At 48.3% G+C, this 16,089-nt stretch carries 16 protein-coding genes and 1 riboswitch; of the genes, 9 read left to right on the plus strand and 7 right to left on the minus strand.

Features of this window, described 5'->3' with window-relative positions; all coding sequences use genetic code 11:
• The first annotated feature begins 79 nt into the window (after positions 1 to 79).
• Positions 80 to 625 carry an XRE family transcriptional regulator gene (locus LQ229_RS10795; protein WP_216541267.1) on the plus strand — a complete coding sequence of 182 codons (546 nt, stop codon included), beginning with the start codon at positions 80 to 82 and terminating at the stop codon, positions 623 to 625.
• A 237-nt stretch (positions 626 to 862) separates the two neighbouring features.
• The gene (locus LQ229_RS10800; RefSeq protein ID WP_230191700.1) at positions 863 to 2,422 is read left to right on the plus strand and encodes an ATP-binding protein; all 1,560 of its coding nucleotides are present in this window, start codon (positions 863 to 865) and stop codon (positions 2,420 to 2,422) included.
• 178 nt (positions 2,423 to 2,600) lie between these two features.
• Here the strand turns inward: LQ229_RS10800 and LQ229_RS10805 are convergent, their stop codons facing one another.
• The 5 genes from LQ229_RS10805 to LQ229_RS10825 form a co-directional block, all read right to left on the minus strand.
• Positions 2,601 to 3,296: an MIP family channel protein gene (locus LQ229_RS10805; protein ID WP_230191701.1), complete on the minus strand. Its 696-nt coding sequence runs from the start codon at positions 3,294 to 3,296 to the stop codon at positions 2,601 to 2,603.
• Positions 3,297 to 3,450: 154 nt separating this feature from the next.
• Complete coding sequence (locus LQ229_RS10810) at positions 3,451 to 4,266, minus strand: ABC transporter ATP-binding protein (RefSeq protein ID WP_216541264.1); 816 nt, start codon at positions 4,264 to 4,266, stop codon at positions 3,451 to 3,453.
• Entirely contained in the window at positions 4,266 to 5,297 is a 1,032-nt protein-coding gene (locus LQ229_RS10815) for an iron ABC transporter permease (protein WP_216541263.1), read from the minus strand. The genes LQ229_RS10810 and LQ229_RS10815 overlap by 1 nt, the downstream gene beginning before the upstream one ends.
• Positions 5,294 to 6,334, minus strand: a complete 1,041-nt coding sequence (locus LQ229_RS10820; protein ID WP_230191702.1) for an iron ABC transporter permease — start codon at positions 6,332 to 6,334, stop codon at positions 5,294 to 5,296. The genes LQ229_RS10815 and LQ229_RS10820 overlap by 4 nt, the downstream gene beginning before the upstream one ends.
• On the minus strand, positions 6,327 to 7,424 hold the full coding sequence (locus tag LQ229_RS10825; protein ID WP_230191703.1) for an iron-siderophore ABC transporter substrate-binding protein: 1,098 nt from the start codon (positions 7,422 to 7,424) through the stop codon (positions 6,327 to 6,329). Before LQ229_RS10825 ends, LQ229_RS10820 begins: the two co-directional genes overlap by 8 nt.
• A 262-nt stretch (positions 7,425 to 7,686) precedes the next feature.
• Here LQ229_RS10825 and LQ229_RS10830 point away from each other — a divergent pair, with 262 nt between their 5' ends.
• Positions 7,687 to 8,793, plus strand: a complete 1,107-nt coding sequence (locus LQ229_RS10830) for a C45 family peptidase (protein ID WP_230191757.1) — start codon at positions 7,687 to 7,689, stop codon at positions 8,791 to 8,793.
• Positions 8,794 to 8,852: 59 nt separating this feature from the next.
• Here LQ229_RS10830 and LQ229_RS10835 read toward each other — a convergent pair whose 3' ends face one another.
• The gene (locus LQ229_RS10835; RefSeq protein ID WP_216541260.1) at positions 8,853 to 10,097 is read right to left on the minus strand and encodes a copper amine oxidase N-terminal domain-containing protein; all 1,245 of its coding nucleotides are present in this window, start codon (positions 10,095 to 10,097) and stop codon (positions 8,853 to 8,855) included.
• A gap of 665 nt (positions 10,098 to 10,762) precedes the next feature.
• Here LQ229_RS10835 and LQ229_RS10840 point away from each other — a divergent pair.
• The 6 genes from LQ229_RS10840 to LQ229_RS10865 all read left to right on the plus strand — a co-directional run bounded on the left by LQ229_RS10840 (position 10,763) and on the right by LQ229_RS10865 (position 15,672).
• Entirely contained in the window at positions 10,763 to 11,398 is a 636-nt protein-coding gene (locus tag LQ229_RS10840; RefSeq protein WP_216536813.1) for a class D sortase, read from the plus strand.
• Between the two features lie 95 nt (positions 11,399 to 11,493).
• Positions 11,494 to 11,583: riboswitch (cyclic di-GMP riboswitch) on the plus strand.
• 136 nt (positions 11,584 to 11,719) lie between these two features.
• Complete coding sequence (locus tag LQ229_RS10845) at positions 11,720 to 13,066, plus strand: LPXTG cell wall anchor domain-containing protein (RefSeq protein WP_230191704.1); 1,347 nt, start codon at positions 11,720 to 11,722, stop codon at positions 13,064 to 13,066.
• Between the two features lie 181 nt (positions 13,067 to 13,247).
• Positions 13,248 to 13,685 carry a hypothetical protein gene (locus tag LQ229_RS10850; RefSeq protein WP_216536815.1) on the plus strand — a complete coding sequence of 146 codons (438 nt, stop codon included), beginning with the start codon at positions 13,248 to 13,250 and terminating at the stop codon, positions 13,683 to 13,685.
• 27 nt (positions 13,686 to 13,712) lie between these two features.
• Positions 13,713 to 14,318, plus strand: a complete 606-nt coding sequence (locus LQ229_RS10855; RefSeq protein WP_216536816.1) for a TetR/AcrR family transcriptional regulator — start codon at positions 13,713 to 13,715, stop codon at positions 14,316 to 14,318.
• Between the two features lie 4 nt (positions 14,319 to 14,322).
• Positions 14,323 to 14,796 carry a MarR family transcriptional regulator gene (locus LQ229_RS10860; protein ID WP_230191705.1) on the plus strand — a complete coding sequence of 158 codons (474 nt, stop codon included), beginning with the start codon at positions 14,323 to 14,325 and terminating at the stop codon, positions 14,794 to 14,796.
• A 54-nt stretch (positions 14,797 to 14,850) separates the two neighbouring features.
• Complete coding sequence (locus LQ229_RS10865; protein WP_216536817.1) at positions 14,851 to 15,672, plus strand: alpha/beta hydrolase family protein; 822 nt, start codon at positions 14,851 to 14,853, stop codon at positions 15,670 to 15,672.
• A 37-nt stretch (positions 15,673 to 15,709) separates the two neighbouring features.
• Here the strand turns inward: LQ229_RS10865 and LQ229_RS10870 are convergent, their stop codons facing one another.
• Positions 15,710 to 16,084 (minus strand): hypothetical protein, encoded by a 375-nt coding sequence (locus LQ229_RS10870; protein WP_216536818.1) that lies wholly within the window; start codon positions 16,082 to 16,084, stop codon positions 15,710 to 15,712.
• Positions 16,085 to 16,089 lie beyond the last annotated feature (5 nt).

Consider the following 16,089-nt stretch of genomic DNA (forward strand, 5'->3'; position numbering starts at 1 on the left):
TTACTCGTGTTTACCCCTATTATAAAATTATAAATTTCGCTCTCAGCGAAATTAATTCCGGAATTTAGGAGACTGTCAAATGAATTCGATCGGTGAAACCATTCGAAGCACGCGAAAAAAACAGAAATTAACGCTCAAGAAGGTAGCTCACGCAGCCTCTGTATCCTTATCTTTTCTCAGTGAAATTGAACGCGATAAGGCGAATCCGTCCATCAGTGTTCTGAAGCGCATAGCGAATGCATTAAATGTGAATTTTACCGATTTGTTCGGTGAGGAGAATCGAAGCATTGTCGTTAGAAAAAACGAGCGCAAACCTTTGGTGCATTCCGAGGGATCTCGTATTACCTGGTACGCACTCAGTCAAGGAAGCAGCAACCGAATGGGACCGATGTGGGGAGTGTTGGAAGAAGGAGCGGCTTACGGCGACATCGGCGTCGGCCATAGCGATGGCGAGGAATTTCTATTTGTCCACTCCGGGCGATTGGAGTTTGTGCTTGGCAATGAACGTTATACGCTCGAAGAAGGGGACAGCATCTATTATGATGCCACAATTCCCCATAGTTATAAGAATATCTGGGAAGGCGAAACGCTGCTAATAGCGGTTGCTACTCCGCCTACTTTTTGACAGAACGGATTGGAGGTACATCCGTACGAACCGCTGATGACCATTTATAAAGAACAGCGGAAGGGAACCCCTTTAGTATTTTTCGCCGATAGCCCCGTTAAGCTGAACCATACCAAAAGTAACAGCGAGATTTTCGGTCTATTCCGTCCAATGGCTGTAGTAAAGCGTCTAGGAGAATAGGTATACTATAAGTAATTTTAATTGAATAGGACAATTGTAGATCGGAGGCTGTTCAGGATGCAGGAAAAAGAAGGCTCTGCAGATAAAAAAAGAAACGACTCTCACCTGAGCCATTTAGCTTCTGTCGGGCAAATCGCCGCAGGTATCGCCCATGAGGTCAAAAATCCGCTAACTGCTGTCAAAGGATTTTTGCAGTTGTTGAAAGAGCGAAATGAGAGCAAATACATAGAAATTGCCGAATCCGAGCTGGAAAATGCGATTGACATTTTGCAAAATTTACTGCATGTGTCCAAGCCCGATTTGGAGGACGAGCCGTATGTTTCGGTTGACTTGATCGTAGAGCTGGAGTCATTGACACAGTTGTTCCAGGATCAATTTTATCGGGTTTCGATTCATAAAAACTTGCAAAATCCGGGCTCTTACATCTTGGGTAAGAAGAATCAATTGAAAAAAGTGTTTTTCAATTTGCTGAAAAACGCCTTCGAGGCCATTCCAGACAAGGGTTCCATCTATATTGAGCACTTGTCGACAGAGGACGAAGTGATGATTCGTATCCAAGACAACGGCGTAGGCATTCCGCAGGAAAAGCTCGGTATGCTGGGTACGCCGTTCTTTACGACGAAAGCAAACGGTACCGGGATGGGATTGACCCTCGTTTTCTCGGTCATTTATCAGCACAACGGCACCATCGAAGTGGAGAGCGCGGAAAACGCCGGGACCAAATTTACAATCACCTTTCCGAAGGAAACCAAGAATATTAAATTGAAAGAGGTGGTTTATCTGGAATTGGAACGAACGATGAATTTGAAAGATTTTTTCGTTGTCAATCGAAAAGCTTTCGAACAGCGGTTGCTATTGGAAGCGGTTAACGTCCGCGATAAAATCGACGAAATTCTTGCTATCGGCAATATTAACTTGATAGATAACGCCCACAAGCTGGTGCTTTTCGTCATCGACGGGAAAGAGTATGAAGCAATCGCCTTTGCCAAGCAAGAAGGGGTTACATGGGCGAAGCATTCGTTGACCCTCGCCTTCAAGCTGGAATGGATCCAGGCGGTACGGCGCGTCATGTGGGATTTTCTGTACAATTACGATCGAATGCACAACCAGAACGATAGTAAGGAACATTATTTCAACCTGGAAAAAAACATCAACCAGTTAATGGACCAATTCCTCAATCAATTCTTTATTAGCTATTCGCAATTCAAAGACGACTTGATTCGGGCGCAGCGAGCAATGGTTGAGGATCTTTCCGTTCCGATCATTCCATTGACTCAGGCAACTTCCATTCTGCCTCTGATCGGTACGATTGACGAGTTCCGGGCCAACACCATCGAGGACAAAGTCATTTCGCAAATCGGCAATGAGCGGATCGAAACGCTAATCATTGATTTGTCGGGCGTGATGGAGATGGATGCCGATGTCGTTAGAAAGCTAATTAACGTCTTTGATGGGATTAATATGATGGGCGGCAAACCGATCGTTACCGGGCTCAGGCCGGAGATCGTGAAAATGATGATTCGGTCGGGATTGTCCTTCGAACAAAAAGCAGTCACGAAAGGTACGCTGCAGCAAGCGCTGGTGGACCATTTGACAGATGCAATCAAGCTCGGATGAGCGGAAAGTTGAAAACGAATATAGCGGTTCTTCTAAAAAGCCAGAGAGGCTGGCGATAAGCGCCGCGGCAGATTTTTCGCCGCTAGACAGGATAAGCGAAACCGTATCGCAATTAGTGGCAAAGTGGGGGGGCTACTCGTTCAAGTTAGACTTTCTGTTTCCCCCCTAATTCCTGTGCTTATGCTTGCTTCCCCTTATGGCTGCTATTCAGCCACTGGTAAACTGCAACGGCCAGCGCCGAACCGACAAGCGGGGCGATAAGGAATACCCACAATTGGGATAAGGCTTGCCCGCCAAGCAGAAGTGCCGGGCCCAGGCTTCTTGCAGGATTGACGGACGTTCCTGTTAGGGCAATGCCTAGAATATGTACGAAAGCGAGCGTCAGACCGATGACCAGGCCTGTTACGTTTCCATTGCTCTCCGTGGAAGTCACACCCAGGATCGTATAAATAAAAACGAAGGTTAAAACGATTTCGACAATGAAAGCCATCAGCGCTGAAATCCCGATTCCATAACCGGGGCCGAATCCATTCTGACCGAGCCCCGTCGTGGGCATGCCCGCTGAGACGATGATGGCGTATAGAATGGCGGAGCCCGCCATAGCACCGGCTATTTGAGAAATGACATACCCGATGAAGTCGGTAACCGTAAGCTTACGGCTAAAGAGCATGGCAAGTGAAACCGCCGGGTTGATATGACATCCGGAAATCGGACCAATGACGTACGCCATCGCCACAATAGAGAGCCCGAAAGCCAATGCAATTCCCAAATATCCGAGCTCTCCTCCCGCCGTAGCGGCACTGCCGCATCCGAATAGAACAAGCACCAATGTTCCAATGAATTCGGCGGCATACTTTTTGAACGAAGTATTCATAATCTGCCTCCTTATTAATAAAGATCAATCTTACTATAAACGAGACAAATGAACAAAAACTATACATGAAGAGGGTCCCACGACAAAAGTGGCAAATGATGCGAGAATGAACTAGAGCTTTAAGGAATATTTTGGAAGGGGTACTCTCCTTTATTTAAAGAGTACATTCATTACTCACATGATATCGTCCTTTTGGCACCACCATTGGAGAGCCGGAAATGGGGTCCTTGATCACGGTGCAATCAAGTCCGAAAATGTCTTTTACCAAGGAGCTTGTAATCACCTTGGACGGCTCCCCCTCAGCGACAAGCTTTCCTTGATAAAGCGCAAAAATATGGTCTGCATAACGCGCGGATAAGTTGATATCGTGAAGAACCATGACAATGGTCGTTCCGTGTTTTCGGTTCAGGTCGGTAAGCAGGTCGAGAATTTCGATCTGATACGTAATATCTAAAAAGGTTGTCGGTTCGTCGAGAAATAAAATATCGGTTTGTTGCGCCAGAGCCATGGCAATCCAGACACGTTGCCTTTGGCCGCCCGAAAGCTCGTCAATATTACGATTGGCAAGCTCGGTAATATCCATAATTTCCATCGCTTCGGCAACGGCCTCAACATCCTTTTTTGTCCATCCGCCGAACAAGGATTGGTGCGGAAATCTTCCTCGTCCAACCAAATCCGCGACAGATATTCCTTCCGGAACGATGGGGGATTGCGGCAGCAGCCCTAACACTCGAGCCAATTGTTTTGGCGGAATGGTGCCGATTGGCTTTCCGTCAAGAGTGATTTTGCCGGACGTAGGCTTGATAAGCCTTGCCAGAGTTTTCAGCAGCGTAGACTTTCCGCAGCCGTTTGCTCCAATCATAACGCTAATTTGATGACTGGGGATAACGAGGTCTATATCCTGGATGACCGTTCTATGATCATAGCCGGCTACGATTCGTTCGGCTTGAAAAAGATGTGGCGGTTTCATTATAACTCTCCCTTTCGATTCATTCGGATGAGCAAGTAGATCAGATACGGCGCTCCGAGTATTCCGGTGATGATGCCCACAGGGAATCTGACCTCGAAAGCGAATTGTCCGATGAGATCTGCCGCCAAAACCAAATTAACGCCAACAAGAGCTGACGGAATTGCGTTTGAGAAGCCAACTCCGACCAGCCTTGTCGCAATCGGTCCCGAAAGGAAAGAGACAAAGGCGATTGGACCCGTAGTAGCGGTAGCCAGAGCAATCATGCAGACGGAACTCGCAACAAGCGCAATTCTTGTCTTGTCCGTGTCCGTGCCGAGCGAAGAAGCCGATTGTTCTCCAAGTTCCAATAGGCTTAGATGCTTGCCCAGCACGATAACGATCGGCGCAAAGATCAATACCGTTATCGCAAGAGGCGGAAGCTCATGCATTTGCGATCCATTGAGGCTGCCGGTGAGCCATCGGAGCGCTGCGGGAATATCTTGTTCTGCGCTAACCAATAGGAGATAGGAAATAAAGGCGTCAAGCATGGCCTGTAAGCCTATTCCGACAAGGATTAATCGCCCGATCGAAAATGACCTTCCTCTGGATAATAGATAAAGCAATGCGACTGTAGCAAGACCGGCAATCACCGAAGCAACGGAAATAACAGCTCCGCTTGTATGAAGGATGGTGATGCAAAAAACAGCCGCCGCGCTCGAGCCGGAGGTAATCCCGATGACATTCGGGTTCGCAAGGGGGTTGCGCAGCATGGTCTGGAAGACGTACCCGGCAAGACCGAAAGCAAATCCGGCGAAAAGACCTGCCAGCATTCTCGGCAAACGTATCGTATTTACCGCAAAAGACACCCCTTTGAGTTGCTCTCCCGAAAGGGCCCGAACGACATCTTTAACCGGATAAACGGTGCTCCCCAGTAACAGCATGGCACAGCAAAGAACGCTTGCAAGTGCCGCAAGGAAGGCGGTAACAAGGATCCATCGGCGGCGTCTTTGACGTCGGCCCGCCATAATAAACTCTACAGATTTATTTTTCATAATGAACGCACTTTCGATCTCATCGCTAGAATGATTAGTAACGGAGCTCCTATAAACGCTGTAACTACGCCGACTTCAAGCTCTCCGGGGCTGCCGACGAGCCTGCCGCATACATCCGATATCGTCAAAATGATAGCACCCGAAATCGCCGACATCGGTATCACAAATCGCAAGTCGGGGCCAAGAATCAGGCGTATGACATGAGTAGATAAAAGCCCGACAAATCCAATAGGGCCTGCCAGCGCTGTCGTCGCGCCGCATAAAAGAACGCCGGCAAGCGCCGCAACAAGCCTCAATATTCCTGTTCGGACGCCCAATCCGGTCGCCGCCACGTCTCCCAGTGACAGCGCATTGAGTGCCGGCGCAGTAATTACCGCGACCAGGATGCCGACGATCAGCAACGGGGCGAACGTGGCAATCGCGCTCCAGGTTGCCGAACCGACGCTTCCCACTTGCCAAAACCTGAATTGATCCATAACGTAAGAGCGTGGAATCATGATGGCGGTGACGAGAGAAGAAAGGGCGGCGCTTGTGGCGGCTCCCGCCAAAACAAGCTTAATGGGCGTGGCGCCGCCGCGCCCCATCGAGCCGATTCCGTATACGAAAACCGCAGTAACCGCAGCCCCGACTAAAGCGAGCCATATATATTGATGTGCGGTGCTGATGTTTAAGAACGCAATTCCGCACACAACAAACAAGGATGCGCCTGTGTTCACTCCCAATATACTCGGGTCTGCAATCGGGTTGCGAGTGACCGCTTGCATCAGCGCTCCGGAAACTCCGAGCGCCGCACCGCAAAACAAGCTGAAAACGGTTCGGGAAATCCGCTTGCGAACCACGTCCGCCCCATAGGAGTCTGCGTCTTGGTGAAATAAACCGTCTATCAGTTCGTGAAATCCCACCAGACGAGAGCCTAAGGCCAGAGATGCAAGCACGCATACGCCGAGCAAGACCAAACAAATCGCCAGAACCGTCGTAAATTTCCGCGGAATATGTAAGCTTAGCCCTTTGTTTTTGGAGACCGAAGAACTATTCATTGATTTTGGCAATAGCTCCTTCTATTAGTCCCAGGTATTCGTCAATGGTATAAGCGATCGAAAGCGGATTGGGGTTTCCCGAAGCCGCCAAAGGCGTGCCGTTGCCGATGAACACAACAGAACCTCTCCGGATCGCCGGAATTTTGCCGAGCAAGGAATCAGCTTTCACGGCTTGATACAATTCTTCATCGCCATACCCGATTAATATATCGGCATCGGACAGGATGTCGGCATTCTCAGCGCTTAGATTCAATGAGTAGCCGGTAGGATCCGTAATCTGCTTCGTCACGCTTTCAGGATAAACCATTCCGAGTTCAATCAGAAAAGAGCCGCGAGGGTCTGTGGGTGTATAAATATGTAATTTAGACATATCTTTCGCGGAGAAGTTAACCCAGACCACTTTTTTGCCTTGCATCTGGGGATATTTGCTTGCCTTTTCCTTAATCAGGTTCTCGGTATCCTTAATGAGTTGTTCGCCCTCCGCTTTCATGCCCATCCCTGTTGCGTTCATAATGACTTGCTCGCGCCATGTGGTTAACCAAGGAGCGGTCGGATAGGCCACGACAGGAGCGATTTGACTAAGAATATCATAGTCTTCCTGTGTGATACCGGAGTAAGCCGCAAGAATGACATCCGGATTTGCATCTGAAATAGCCTCAAAATCAAGGCCGTCCGTATCCTGGAAAATATTCGGCTTCTCTATGCCGAGTTCCTTGAGCTTTGCAGCCGTCCAAGGCAAAAGCCCGCTATCGTCCTGAACGCCGTAATTCGCCGCCGAGAAGCCTACGGGCACAACGCCGAGAGCGAGAGCGACATCATGATTCGCCCATTGTATGGCAGCAACTCGTTCAGGCTTGCTTGGAATGACCGTTTCGCCAAAAGCATGCTTGATCACGATCGGATATTCGGCATTTGCATCTGGGGAAGCGGGTGTTTCCGTGTTGGACGTTACGTTGCTTGCCGTCTCATTCCCAGTCGAAGTTGGTGCGGGTGTCGAACCTGATTGCGGACTTGAGCAACCAACCAGCGATATCATAAGCACAGCCCCAATGACGAATGTTCCTAAAGAGATTTTACGTTTTGCATTCATTTGCAGACCCTTCCTTATCATGAACGATATTTTAAATGATAATGATTATCAGTATCATTCATTAATATATATTCTCATTGGCGGGTTGTCAATGAAATATTTATAAGTGTGATTTGCGGTGCACGCCGAGTCTTTCGATATTCAAGAAATCCAATAGACCTAATTTTTTTAATATGCTAGGATGTAGGCGAATGTAGGATACATATTTATCTTATTAGCGGAAAGGATTGAAAATATGGAAAATAACGAAAAGAAAGAGCCGATGATTTTTGACATTCTTGTAGCTGAAAGAAGCAATTATGAGGTAGGCAAGCAACGAGCTGCAACTCTAAAAGAGTACTATCCGGAAGATCTCAATTATTTTATGAGTCCAATGGAAGGGCAGGATTATATCTCCGCAGCAACGGCTCATAAGAGAATGATGTTGATTGACAACATATGCTCCGGCTTTGTGGATGAAGTACAAGGATTTGCCGATGAAGCAGGCATAGAACCGGAAAAAATCATTTGCTATGCCAATTCTTATCACAACGCTCCTCATTGCTGCCAATTTGGAGTGCTTCCTGTAAATACGAGCGATGGGCATTTTTATGTAGGAAGGAGCTATGAGTATTTTGTAAGAGATGAAAGAAGCTTATGTATTACTCGAGTGACAGGAAAACCAAAACATATGGGCTTCTCATTGCAAAATGCGGGAAGAATGGATGGAATGAATGAATATGGGCTCGTTGTCTCCATGTCCAGTACGGCTTACTTGAAGCCTCTTGGCGGGGACGGATGCGAGTTCTGGGTCGCGATTCGCGCCTTGTTGGACCGCTGTAAAGACGTTTATGAGGCTCGATGTTTGTTTGAAGAAATACCGTTGTGTACGAATGCGAATTTTCTGGTGGCGGACGCTTCGAATCAAGTGGCCGTATTCGAGGCGGCAAGCTTTGCATCGGATAAAAAAAGACTTTCCGTGCGCAAACCGTTCGGCGGCTTGTTGGTTGCTACCAACCATTATGTGAGTCATGAAATGAAAGAATTCGACGAGTATCACTTTTGGCATTCTGAAATGCGCTATTCTTCCGTCATGAATTCGTTATTGCGGGATGCGCCCGATCTCGACGATGAGAAGATAAGGAACTTACTATCCACTCCGTATCCAAATGGTCCGTGCTGCCATTATTATTCAAGCGGGATGGGTACGCTGCGAAGCATGATCTTTGATGTAACGGAGAAGAAACTGAAGGTCAGCTTCGGACCGCCGGATAGGAATCCATGGCATGAAGTCGATATTGACGCGCCGGTAGGGCTGCAAGAGATTGTATGCAAATATGATGATGTGAAGATCGAGAATCCGGAGCAATTTTGGAGGGAAATGGATTGATTGGAGAGCGGGGGCCAGGAAAAGCCCCTTCCGCAGTTTTCAGCAGAAGGGGCTAACCCTCATGAAACGGGATCGGCTGGCTGCTCCTCATCGGAAATATAGAAATGATTTGTCCCGATTTGGATATTCTTGAGCGAATCTTTGCCGCCGGGATCGTGATCGAAGAAAAGGCTGTGGACGACAGTACCGTCCGCATAGGTAAGGACGAGCGTATTGCCCGCGATTTTATAAGTGCCTTTGTCGCTCTTGGATTCGCTCGAATGGGTCGCGGAGACCGTAGCGTCGAGGGAGGCCAAGGTCAGGTCCGTGCTTTCGAACGTACCGTCGCTCGAGAAGGTCAAGGATTCCGTCCACGACGAAGAGGCGGCATTCACGCCGATGAGGCCGCTAAAGCCGATATACTCGTAGGTCCCTTTCAATTTCAGCCCATTGGCAACCGGCTTAACAGGGGACATAGAGACATCGTCAATATACAGTTCCCCTTTGTCCGATAGGCGGATCGTATGGCTCTCATCATTGCTTAGCTTCAGCTTGTCGCCGGAAATGGTGTAATTGCTGCAACCGTCGCGTTTGCAATCGATCGTTTCCGGCCCGCCCTGCGGCGGAGGACCGACGAGAATGCGACGGTCCGGAAGAAACGTATACATGTCCCAACAAGCGCCTCCGCATTCGTAGCCCCCTACGTCTTCTCTTAATCCGTAATACATGCCATTGAGATCCTTCAGGTCGCTGAGATTTGCAGTTGGCTGCTGAACTTGAGGCGGTTCCGCAGGAGACGGATTGGACGGTTGTTGCTGCTTGGCTGTGTATTCGTCCAGCCGCTTCTGCATCTCTTCCTTCGTGATACCAAGCTGCTTCAGCAAGCGATCCGTGATCACCGTGATTTCCCGATTGACCTGATCCCAATGGACGATCGCGCCCGTGGACTCCCCGATGAAACGAAGCGGAACCATGGTGCTGCCGTTCGCGATTTGAGCGCTTTGGCTGAGCGGAACCTGCTTCCCGTTCACGACCGCCTGCGTGTCGTCAATACGCAGGACGATCGTCAATCCCTCTTTCGATCCTGTCACAACCTGATTGGTTTGATCCCAATCCACTTCTAATCCCATCGCTTCAAAAAGCGGACGGAACTGCACAAGCGTCGCACCCTTGATCGTGAGCGGTTGAACCTGGAAAGCGATTTCCGCCGTATCGACGAATACCTTCACGGGCCGTTCGCCGGCAGCGAAAGTTCTGTCGGGGTGTACCGCGATGAGAGTGGCGAAAAACAGCATACATACAAGTATGGGGCGGTACCAACGCAAACGAATCCCTCCCTGATCTTCATTTGAATGAACTAAACATAAAATACACATTTTTCCTGTAACCTCCAAGGTGCAAAAGTCGCTTTTTTGACGCAGCTTATCCCGAGTAGAAGCACTAATTTCTGCAAAAATAGTCCATTTCATAAGAGCGCTGAGCGGCTGATGTCCCGTCGGGCGGGCTAACGAAACGTAAACACGCTAATCGCCTGTAAATTTCCTTGTTGCTGGTATAACGAAACGAAAACACGCTAATGAGGGAAAAAAGGCGGTAAAACGGTCGATTTCCAATGATTAGCGATCCGTACTTTCGTTAGATTGGGAACTCCTTCATTTTGAGCCCAATAAGGATCGTCAGTTTCGTTAGCGCCAAATTAAGAAGCGCAGATCCGCGCGGATCGCCTTCGGATGTAGGGAGCTATCCCCTTCTATATGCGCAATCAAGCCAGTTACATTAACGACGGCGAATTATGCACTGGACTCCAATTGCAGGTTTCTGAATAAAAGGATCTTTCTTGCGTGTGGTGGGTTATTTTACCTATTATAAGGTAATCCATGGTATTGAACTGGATTTTGAGGGGATGAAACAGTAAAATTTAATTGTATAAAAAGGGAAAATGTAGAGGCCGAATCATTAGTATAAAGACAAGCCGAAGGAGATCAATCACATGCGAAAAATGCTAGGCGTACTCTTTGTGCTGGCTGGTATAGGGTGCGTGACTTTCGCTGTCATCCAATACGTCGGACATCAACAAAATTTGAAGGAAGCAATGGCAGAAGCGAGCGCTTTGATTCGTCTGTCGGACACCGGCGGCCATTCGAATGGAGAACGCGTGGATCAGGTATCCTACCGCGATCGCGATCGCTTGATCGATAAATCGGAGTTTGATCCGAAGCCGAACGATGTGATAGGAATGCTCGAAATTCCAGTGCTGGAAGCGGAGTTGCCGATTATCGAAGGTACGGATGAGGAGATGCTCGCGCGAGGGGTCGGGCACTACAGCGCTACCGCTTTTCCTATGGATAACGAGCAAATTCTGCTATCGGGGCATCGGGACACCGTTTTTCGAAATTTCGACCAGTTGTCGATAGGGGATCGTTTTATCGTTAAACTGCCCTATGGAACATTTGAATACGAGATTCAAAGTACGGACATCGTCGATAAAGACGATACGTCCGTCATTCGTTCTATGGGAACCGAGGCGCTGGTCGTGTCGACCTGCTACCCGTTCCGCTACGTAGGGAATGCGCCTGAGCGTTATATCCTGTATGCTTACCCGGTCGAAGATGAGGGGGATTCCTGACCAGGGGCCTCTATTCAAGTCGCGAAGAATGTAGACACGATTAGAAAAAAAAGATATAGTAAATATGTGGATATTTTTCGATAATTTCATACATCGTACGACAATAGCAAACCCGCCGAAAGGTGGCGACGCAAAGCTATAGGGGCTAACGTGAACGATAAACACTATGCCAGCCAGTTGCCGAATACGACGGAAGCCTCCGTCTATTTTTGCAATGCATGTAAATAGTAGACGGGGGCTTTTTGTGTTTTGGAAAGTTGTAGATATATTGTATAGGTTCAGAAGCTACAATACGACGTCTCGGATACGAATTGGCACACGGTGCAGTTCAAAGCGATCGTACAACCCGGCCAAGCGGGCAAGAATATTATCAACATCGCTTCCGTACATGCCGACAATGTCAAGACGCCTGACAGGCCGAGAGAAGATGTGCAAGTATACCCGAGAAACCCAATGATTGAATCGGAGAAGTTTGTCACGAATACGGATGTCACGAAGACGACATATGAAGTCGGGGACATCGTCTCCTATACGATTCGTGTAAGATCTGTGGTCAGCGACACCTATCTGGAGAATCTGACGATTACGGATCATTTGCCGATAGGGCTGGAATACGTTCCGGGCAGCTTACGGGTGGATGGCGTATCCGTTACGGATGCGCAAGACGGCGATGCCGGCCATTCCGTTACCGGGCAAGTATACGGTTCATTTGGCGATGTATGGGATATGAACTGGCATACGCTGGATTTCCAGGCCGTCATACTTGAGGGCCAAGGCGGTCGGACGATCGAAAATACGGCACTCGTGACCGGCGACAACATGGAGCAGCCGGGCGAACCGACGGAAAAAATGGTTGTAGAGCCGGAGCCGCCGGTTGAACCGCCTGTAGATTCTACCGATCCGGATGGCGGAGATCGGGGCGGCGGCGATGGAGGAAGCCCGGATGACAATCCATGGCGCTCCCCGGTCGTTGAATCCGAGAAAATCGCGAAGGATTTGAACGGGGGCAGCATCCGAGTCGGTGATGTGATCGAGTATACGATCCGGATGCGCAACACGGTTTCCAACAGCCAAGTCACCAACCTGGTGATTTCGGATTTTCTTCCGGAAGAACTGAAATACGTAACGGGTTCGTTGAAGGTCGACGGCCAAGCGGTAACGGATGCCGTGGATGGCGATCAAGGTTCGTATGTCGACGGCAAGGTCAGCGGACGATTCGGCACCATTACGGATACCGACTGGCATACCATCGTGTTCCGGGCCGAAGTGGTATCAGGGGAAGCCGGCCAGACGATCCGCAACACGGGTGAAGTGACCGGGGATAACCTGAATCATTCCGATCATCCTTCCGAAGACATCGTCATTGGCGATGGAAGCGGCAGCAACCCAGGCGTGCCCGGTACTCCGAACAACCCGGAAGGAGAGAACTCGGATTCTGCCTTCCCAGATTCCGGGCTATCCGACGGATCAAGCGGGTCGGGCGATTCCAATTTATCCGGCGGATCGAATGTATCCGACCAATACGATGCTTCGAGTGATCCGGCGAATGCCGAGTCAGGCATAGGCCATAAGCTGCCGAATACGGCTACGAATATGTACAGCTATTTGCTGGCTGGATGTATCATTCTGCTTGCAGGACTGTTCCTGCTAAGAAGAAAAAAAGCATAAAGTTACAGGTGCGAAGGGGACCGGAGCAATCCGGCCCCTTTTCGTTTGATTTATGGAGTGTTGCAGCTAACACATATTTTTCCAAAAGGGATTGACAATGAATGGTGATATAATGAATATATATTCAGTCATTTATATTGAGGTTACAAATCACTTTAAGAAAAAATGGGGGGAATAAAAAATGAACGAAGTTAGTGAAAGAATTCAGGCCTATTTTAAGGATTTCGAGCATGCGAACAATGTGTACGATCCGGATCTTCTCGATCCCTTGGTAAACGATCCTTTGGTGGGTGCTTATCCATCCGGCGATGTACATGCGGTGAAGAAAGAGGATTACTTGGCGGGGACAAGAGAGTCGGGTGAATACTTACAATCTTTATGTTATAAATATTTCAAGCTTACGCCTGTAAAGGAAACTCCCTTAAAAGACAACTATGTGTTGGTAGAAGTGAAAGGCACGGCGAGAGTGGAGCAAGCTTCGGGTCAATCCTTCGACCTCGTCCATGATTCTTTCTACATCCTGCATGTCAAGGAAGAATCGATCAAGATGGTCTTTACGATTACTCATGACGCCCCTATACAAATGATGCAGGACCAAGGATTTTTAACAGCGGAGTAAATGAAGAACGGAAGGAGCGGATGAACGTTGAGCAAGCAGAAAGAACGCTTTGAGGCAATGAGAGCCGAGGCCACGGAGAAGATTTTATTATCGGCAGCCAAACTTTTCGCTCACAAAACGTTTGGCAAAACCACAATGCAGGACATTGCGGAAGACGCCGGTCTCAGTAAAGGATTAGCATATCGGTACTTTGCCACCAAAGAAGAAATCATGAGCAGGTTGATCGAAATCTCGATCCCCGGGTTTGATCGTATGGCAGAGCTCTTTCAACAAGAAGGCAATAAAAAAGAGGTTATCATAAACGCTACGACATTTTTGCTCAATAACCTTCAAGAAGATCCTTCCTCCACCGATGGGCTGCTTCTCCTTAGCCAAATCGACAGTTTTTCCGGTCGAGAGTTGAGTCCGGATCTGAAGAATGCGGTACGGGCCTCGATGAACGGACTGATCGATAGCGTATCGGATCTCATCCATCACGGACAAGAACAAGGGGATTTCAAACCGGGGGATCCACGGAGGCTTGCATTGTTCTATTACAGCGCTTTTCAAGGAGTCGCGTTTACGAGTCGAAGTTTTCGGGGGGATTACGTGTTTCCGACGGCAGAGATGTTTTTGGGCTTTTTGATTTTATAAACCAATGACTAAACTGGCGCTTGACATTTGTTTGATATCAAACTATAATCCGATTATGGAAAGCAGAGACGTAATTTCATTCATTTCAAAAATTAGAGAGAAAGTGAACCGGTTTATCGTATCGGAGATGGCGAAGCGTGGTATCGAAGGGATTGCCACTTCGCATGGCGATATCATCTACGCGCTCTTTAAGACGCCGAGACTTACAATGGCCGACATCTCCAGAAGGATTAACAAAGATAAGTCTACTGTCACAGCGCTTGTCGACAAGCTGGTCAGGCTCGGATATGTGACAAAGGAAAGGGACGTTGAGGACACGAGGGTTGTTTATGTTGCGTTAACCGATAAAGGGAAAGAACTGCAACCGATCTTTGAATCCGTCTCAAAGGAATTGTTGGACTTGTTTTACTTGGGCATCTCTGAAAAAGAAAAAGAAAATCTGCTTCATATTTTAAAAAAGATTTACGATAACTTTTAAATTTTTTTCGAGAAATAGTTTGATGTCAAACAAAATGCCGGGGAGGAAATCATTATGAAAGATTTTACGAAAGAATTGCCCGATCATACCAAGAAGTACATTGGGGAGAACGATTTGTTTCTGGAGATATTCGAGGGGGACAACGTCTCGAAAACAACAAAAAACAGGCCCCCGTTGCTTTTTGTGCACGGCGCTTTCACGGGAAGCTGGATGTGGGCCAAATACATTCCTCACTTTATCGGTGAAGGTTGGAAATGCTATGCCATGAACTTGAGAAGCCATTACAAAAGCAGGCTGCTGGACATGACGAAGATCACTTTGGAAGATTATTCGGAGGATATAAAAGAGGTGATCGCTGAGTGTGGCGTTGCTCCGATTCTAATCGGATTTAGCATGGGGGGCATCCTGGGCCAGAAGTTGGCTGAAACGGTCGAACTGGCCGGGTTGGTGTTGATCGATTCCGTCATAAGCAGAGAAGTTCATGAAGCTGTGCCATACGAAGAATTAGAGCGGATGACGACCGATATCGTCGTGCCCGCCCCGGCCCGGGAAGAGCATTCAAGCATCGATGAAACGGCAGATGACATTGCATTCCAAAGGAAATATCTCGCAATGGAGTCAGCACTGGCCTTTAACGCGTTTGTGATCTCAAACGAGTCGAAGGGCATATCCATAGACAGCCGTTCCATTGCCTGCCCGTGCTTGGTTATCAAAGCAGTAAACAGTGTTGATGACGATCGGCGGGGCAGGCTGACGGCGGAACGCCTCCGTGCTGAATATACGGGGCTTTGGAATACAACGCATACCGGCGTGCTCGTCGGGCAGAGATATAAGGAAGCAGTCTCTGCAATCATGGATTGGTTAAACAGATTTTAGAACGAATGCCGAGGGCATGGAGAGACGAGTAAGCGGCTTAAGGCATATAGGAACCTACTACCTCGAACCTCTGCTCATTGTCTATCGTCATATGCTTCACTTCAACGATGTTGCCTTTTTGAAAAGCGGGAATATTCACGATCGGGATGACCGTCTTCACCACGGTATGGATCACCTCGCCATCCTGCTTCGTGACGGTAAGGTCGAGCATTACTTCCGGTTGATTGTCAATTTGAACATTCGTTTGCCGGATCGAGTTGATCACCGCTTGCGCGGAAGCGCCGCCCGCGAGAATCGCCTTGCGTTGCAAATATGCTTTTTTGCGTGCCCGCATTCCCTTAACCATAAAAGCGATCGTCAATGACGCCGTAAGTAATGAGCAAATGATGAGGATCGCCATAATCATATTCATTGGTA

Source organism: Paenibacillus sp. CECT 9249, from assembly GCF_918697855.1.
Lineage (GTDB): Bacteria > Bacillota > Bacilli > Paenibacillales > Paenibacillaceae > MSJ-34.

Bases quoted from the DNA above. Each gene is read 5' to 3' on its own strand.
- LQ229_RS10850 (WP_216536815.1), top strand. From the start codon at position 13,248: ATGAACGAAGTTAGTGAAAGAATTCAGGCCTATTTTAAGGATTTCGAG.
- LQ229_RS10830 (WP_230191757.1), top strand. From the start codon at position 7,687: ATGATTTTTGACATTCTTGTAGCTGAAAGAAGCAATTATGAGGTAGGC.
- LQ229_RS10800 (WP_230191700.1), top strand. From the start codon at position 863: ATGCAGGAAAAAGAAGGCTCTGCAGATAAAAAAAGAAACGACTCTCAC.
- LQ229_RS10805 (WP_230191701.1), bottom strand. From the start codon at position 3,296: ATGAATACTTCGTTCAAAAAGTATGCCGCCGAATTCATTGGAACATTG.
- LQ229_RS10870 (WP_216536818.1), bottom strand. From the start codon at position 16,084: ATGAATATGATTATGGCGATCCTCATCATTTGCTCATTACTTACGGCG.
- LQ229_RS10840 (WP_216536813.1), top strand. From the start codon at position 10,763: ATGCGAAAAATGCTAGGCGTACTCTTTGTGCTGGCTGGTATAGGGTGC.
- LQ229_RS10815 (WP_216541263.1), bottom strand. From the start codon at position 5,297: ATGAAAAATAAATCTGTAGAGTTTATTATGGCGGGCCGACGTCAAAGA.
- LQ229_RS10810 (WP_216541264.1), bottom strand. From the start codon at position 4,266: ATGAAACCGCCACATCTTTTTCAAGCCGAACGAATCGTAGCCGGCTAT.
- LQ229_RS10825 (WP_230191703.1), bottom strand. From the start codon at position 7,424: ATGAATGCAAAACGTAAAATCTCTTTAGGAACATTCGTCATTGGGGCT.
- LQ229_RS10865 (WP_216536817.1), top strand. From the start codon at position 14,851: ATGAAAGATTTTACGAAAGAATTGCCCGATCATACCAAGAAGTACATT.
- LQ229_RS10795 (WP_216541267.1), top strand. From the start codon at position 80: ATGAATTCGATCGGTGAAACCATTCGAAGCACGCGAAAAAAACAGAAA.
- LQ229_RS10820 (WP_230191702.1), bottom strand. From the start codon at position 6,334: ATGAATAGTTCTTCGGTCTCCAAAAACAAAGGGCTAAGCTTACATATT.
- LQ229_RS10860 (WP_230191705.1), top strand. From the start codon at position 14,323: ATGACTAAACTGGCGCTTGACATTTGTTTGATATCAAACTATAATCCG.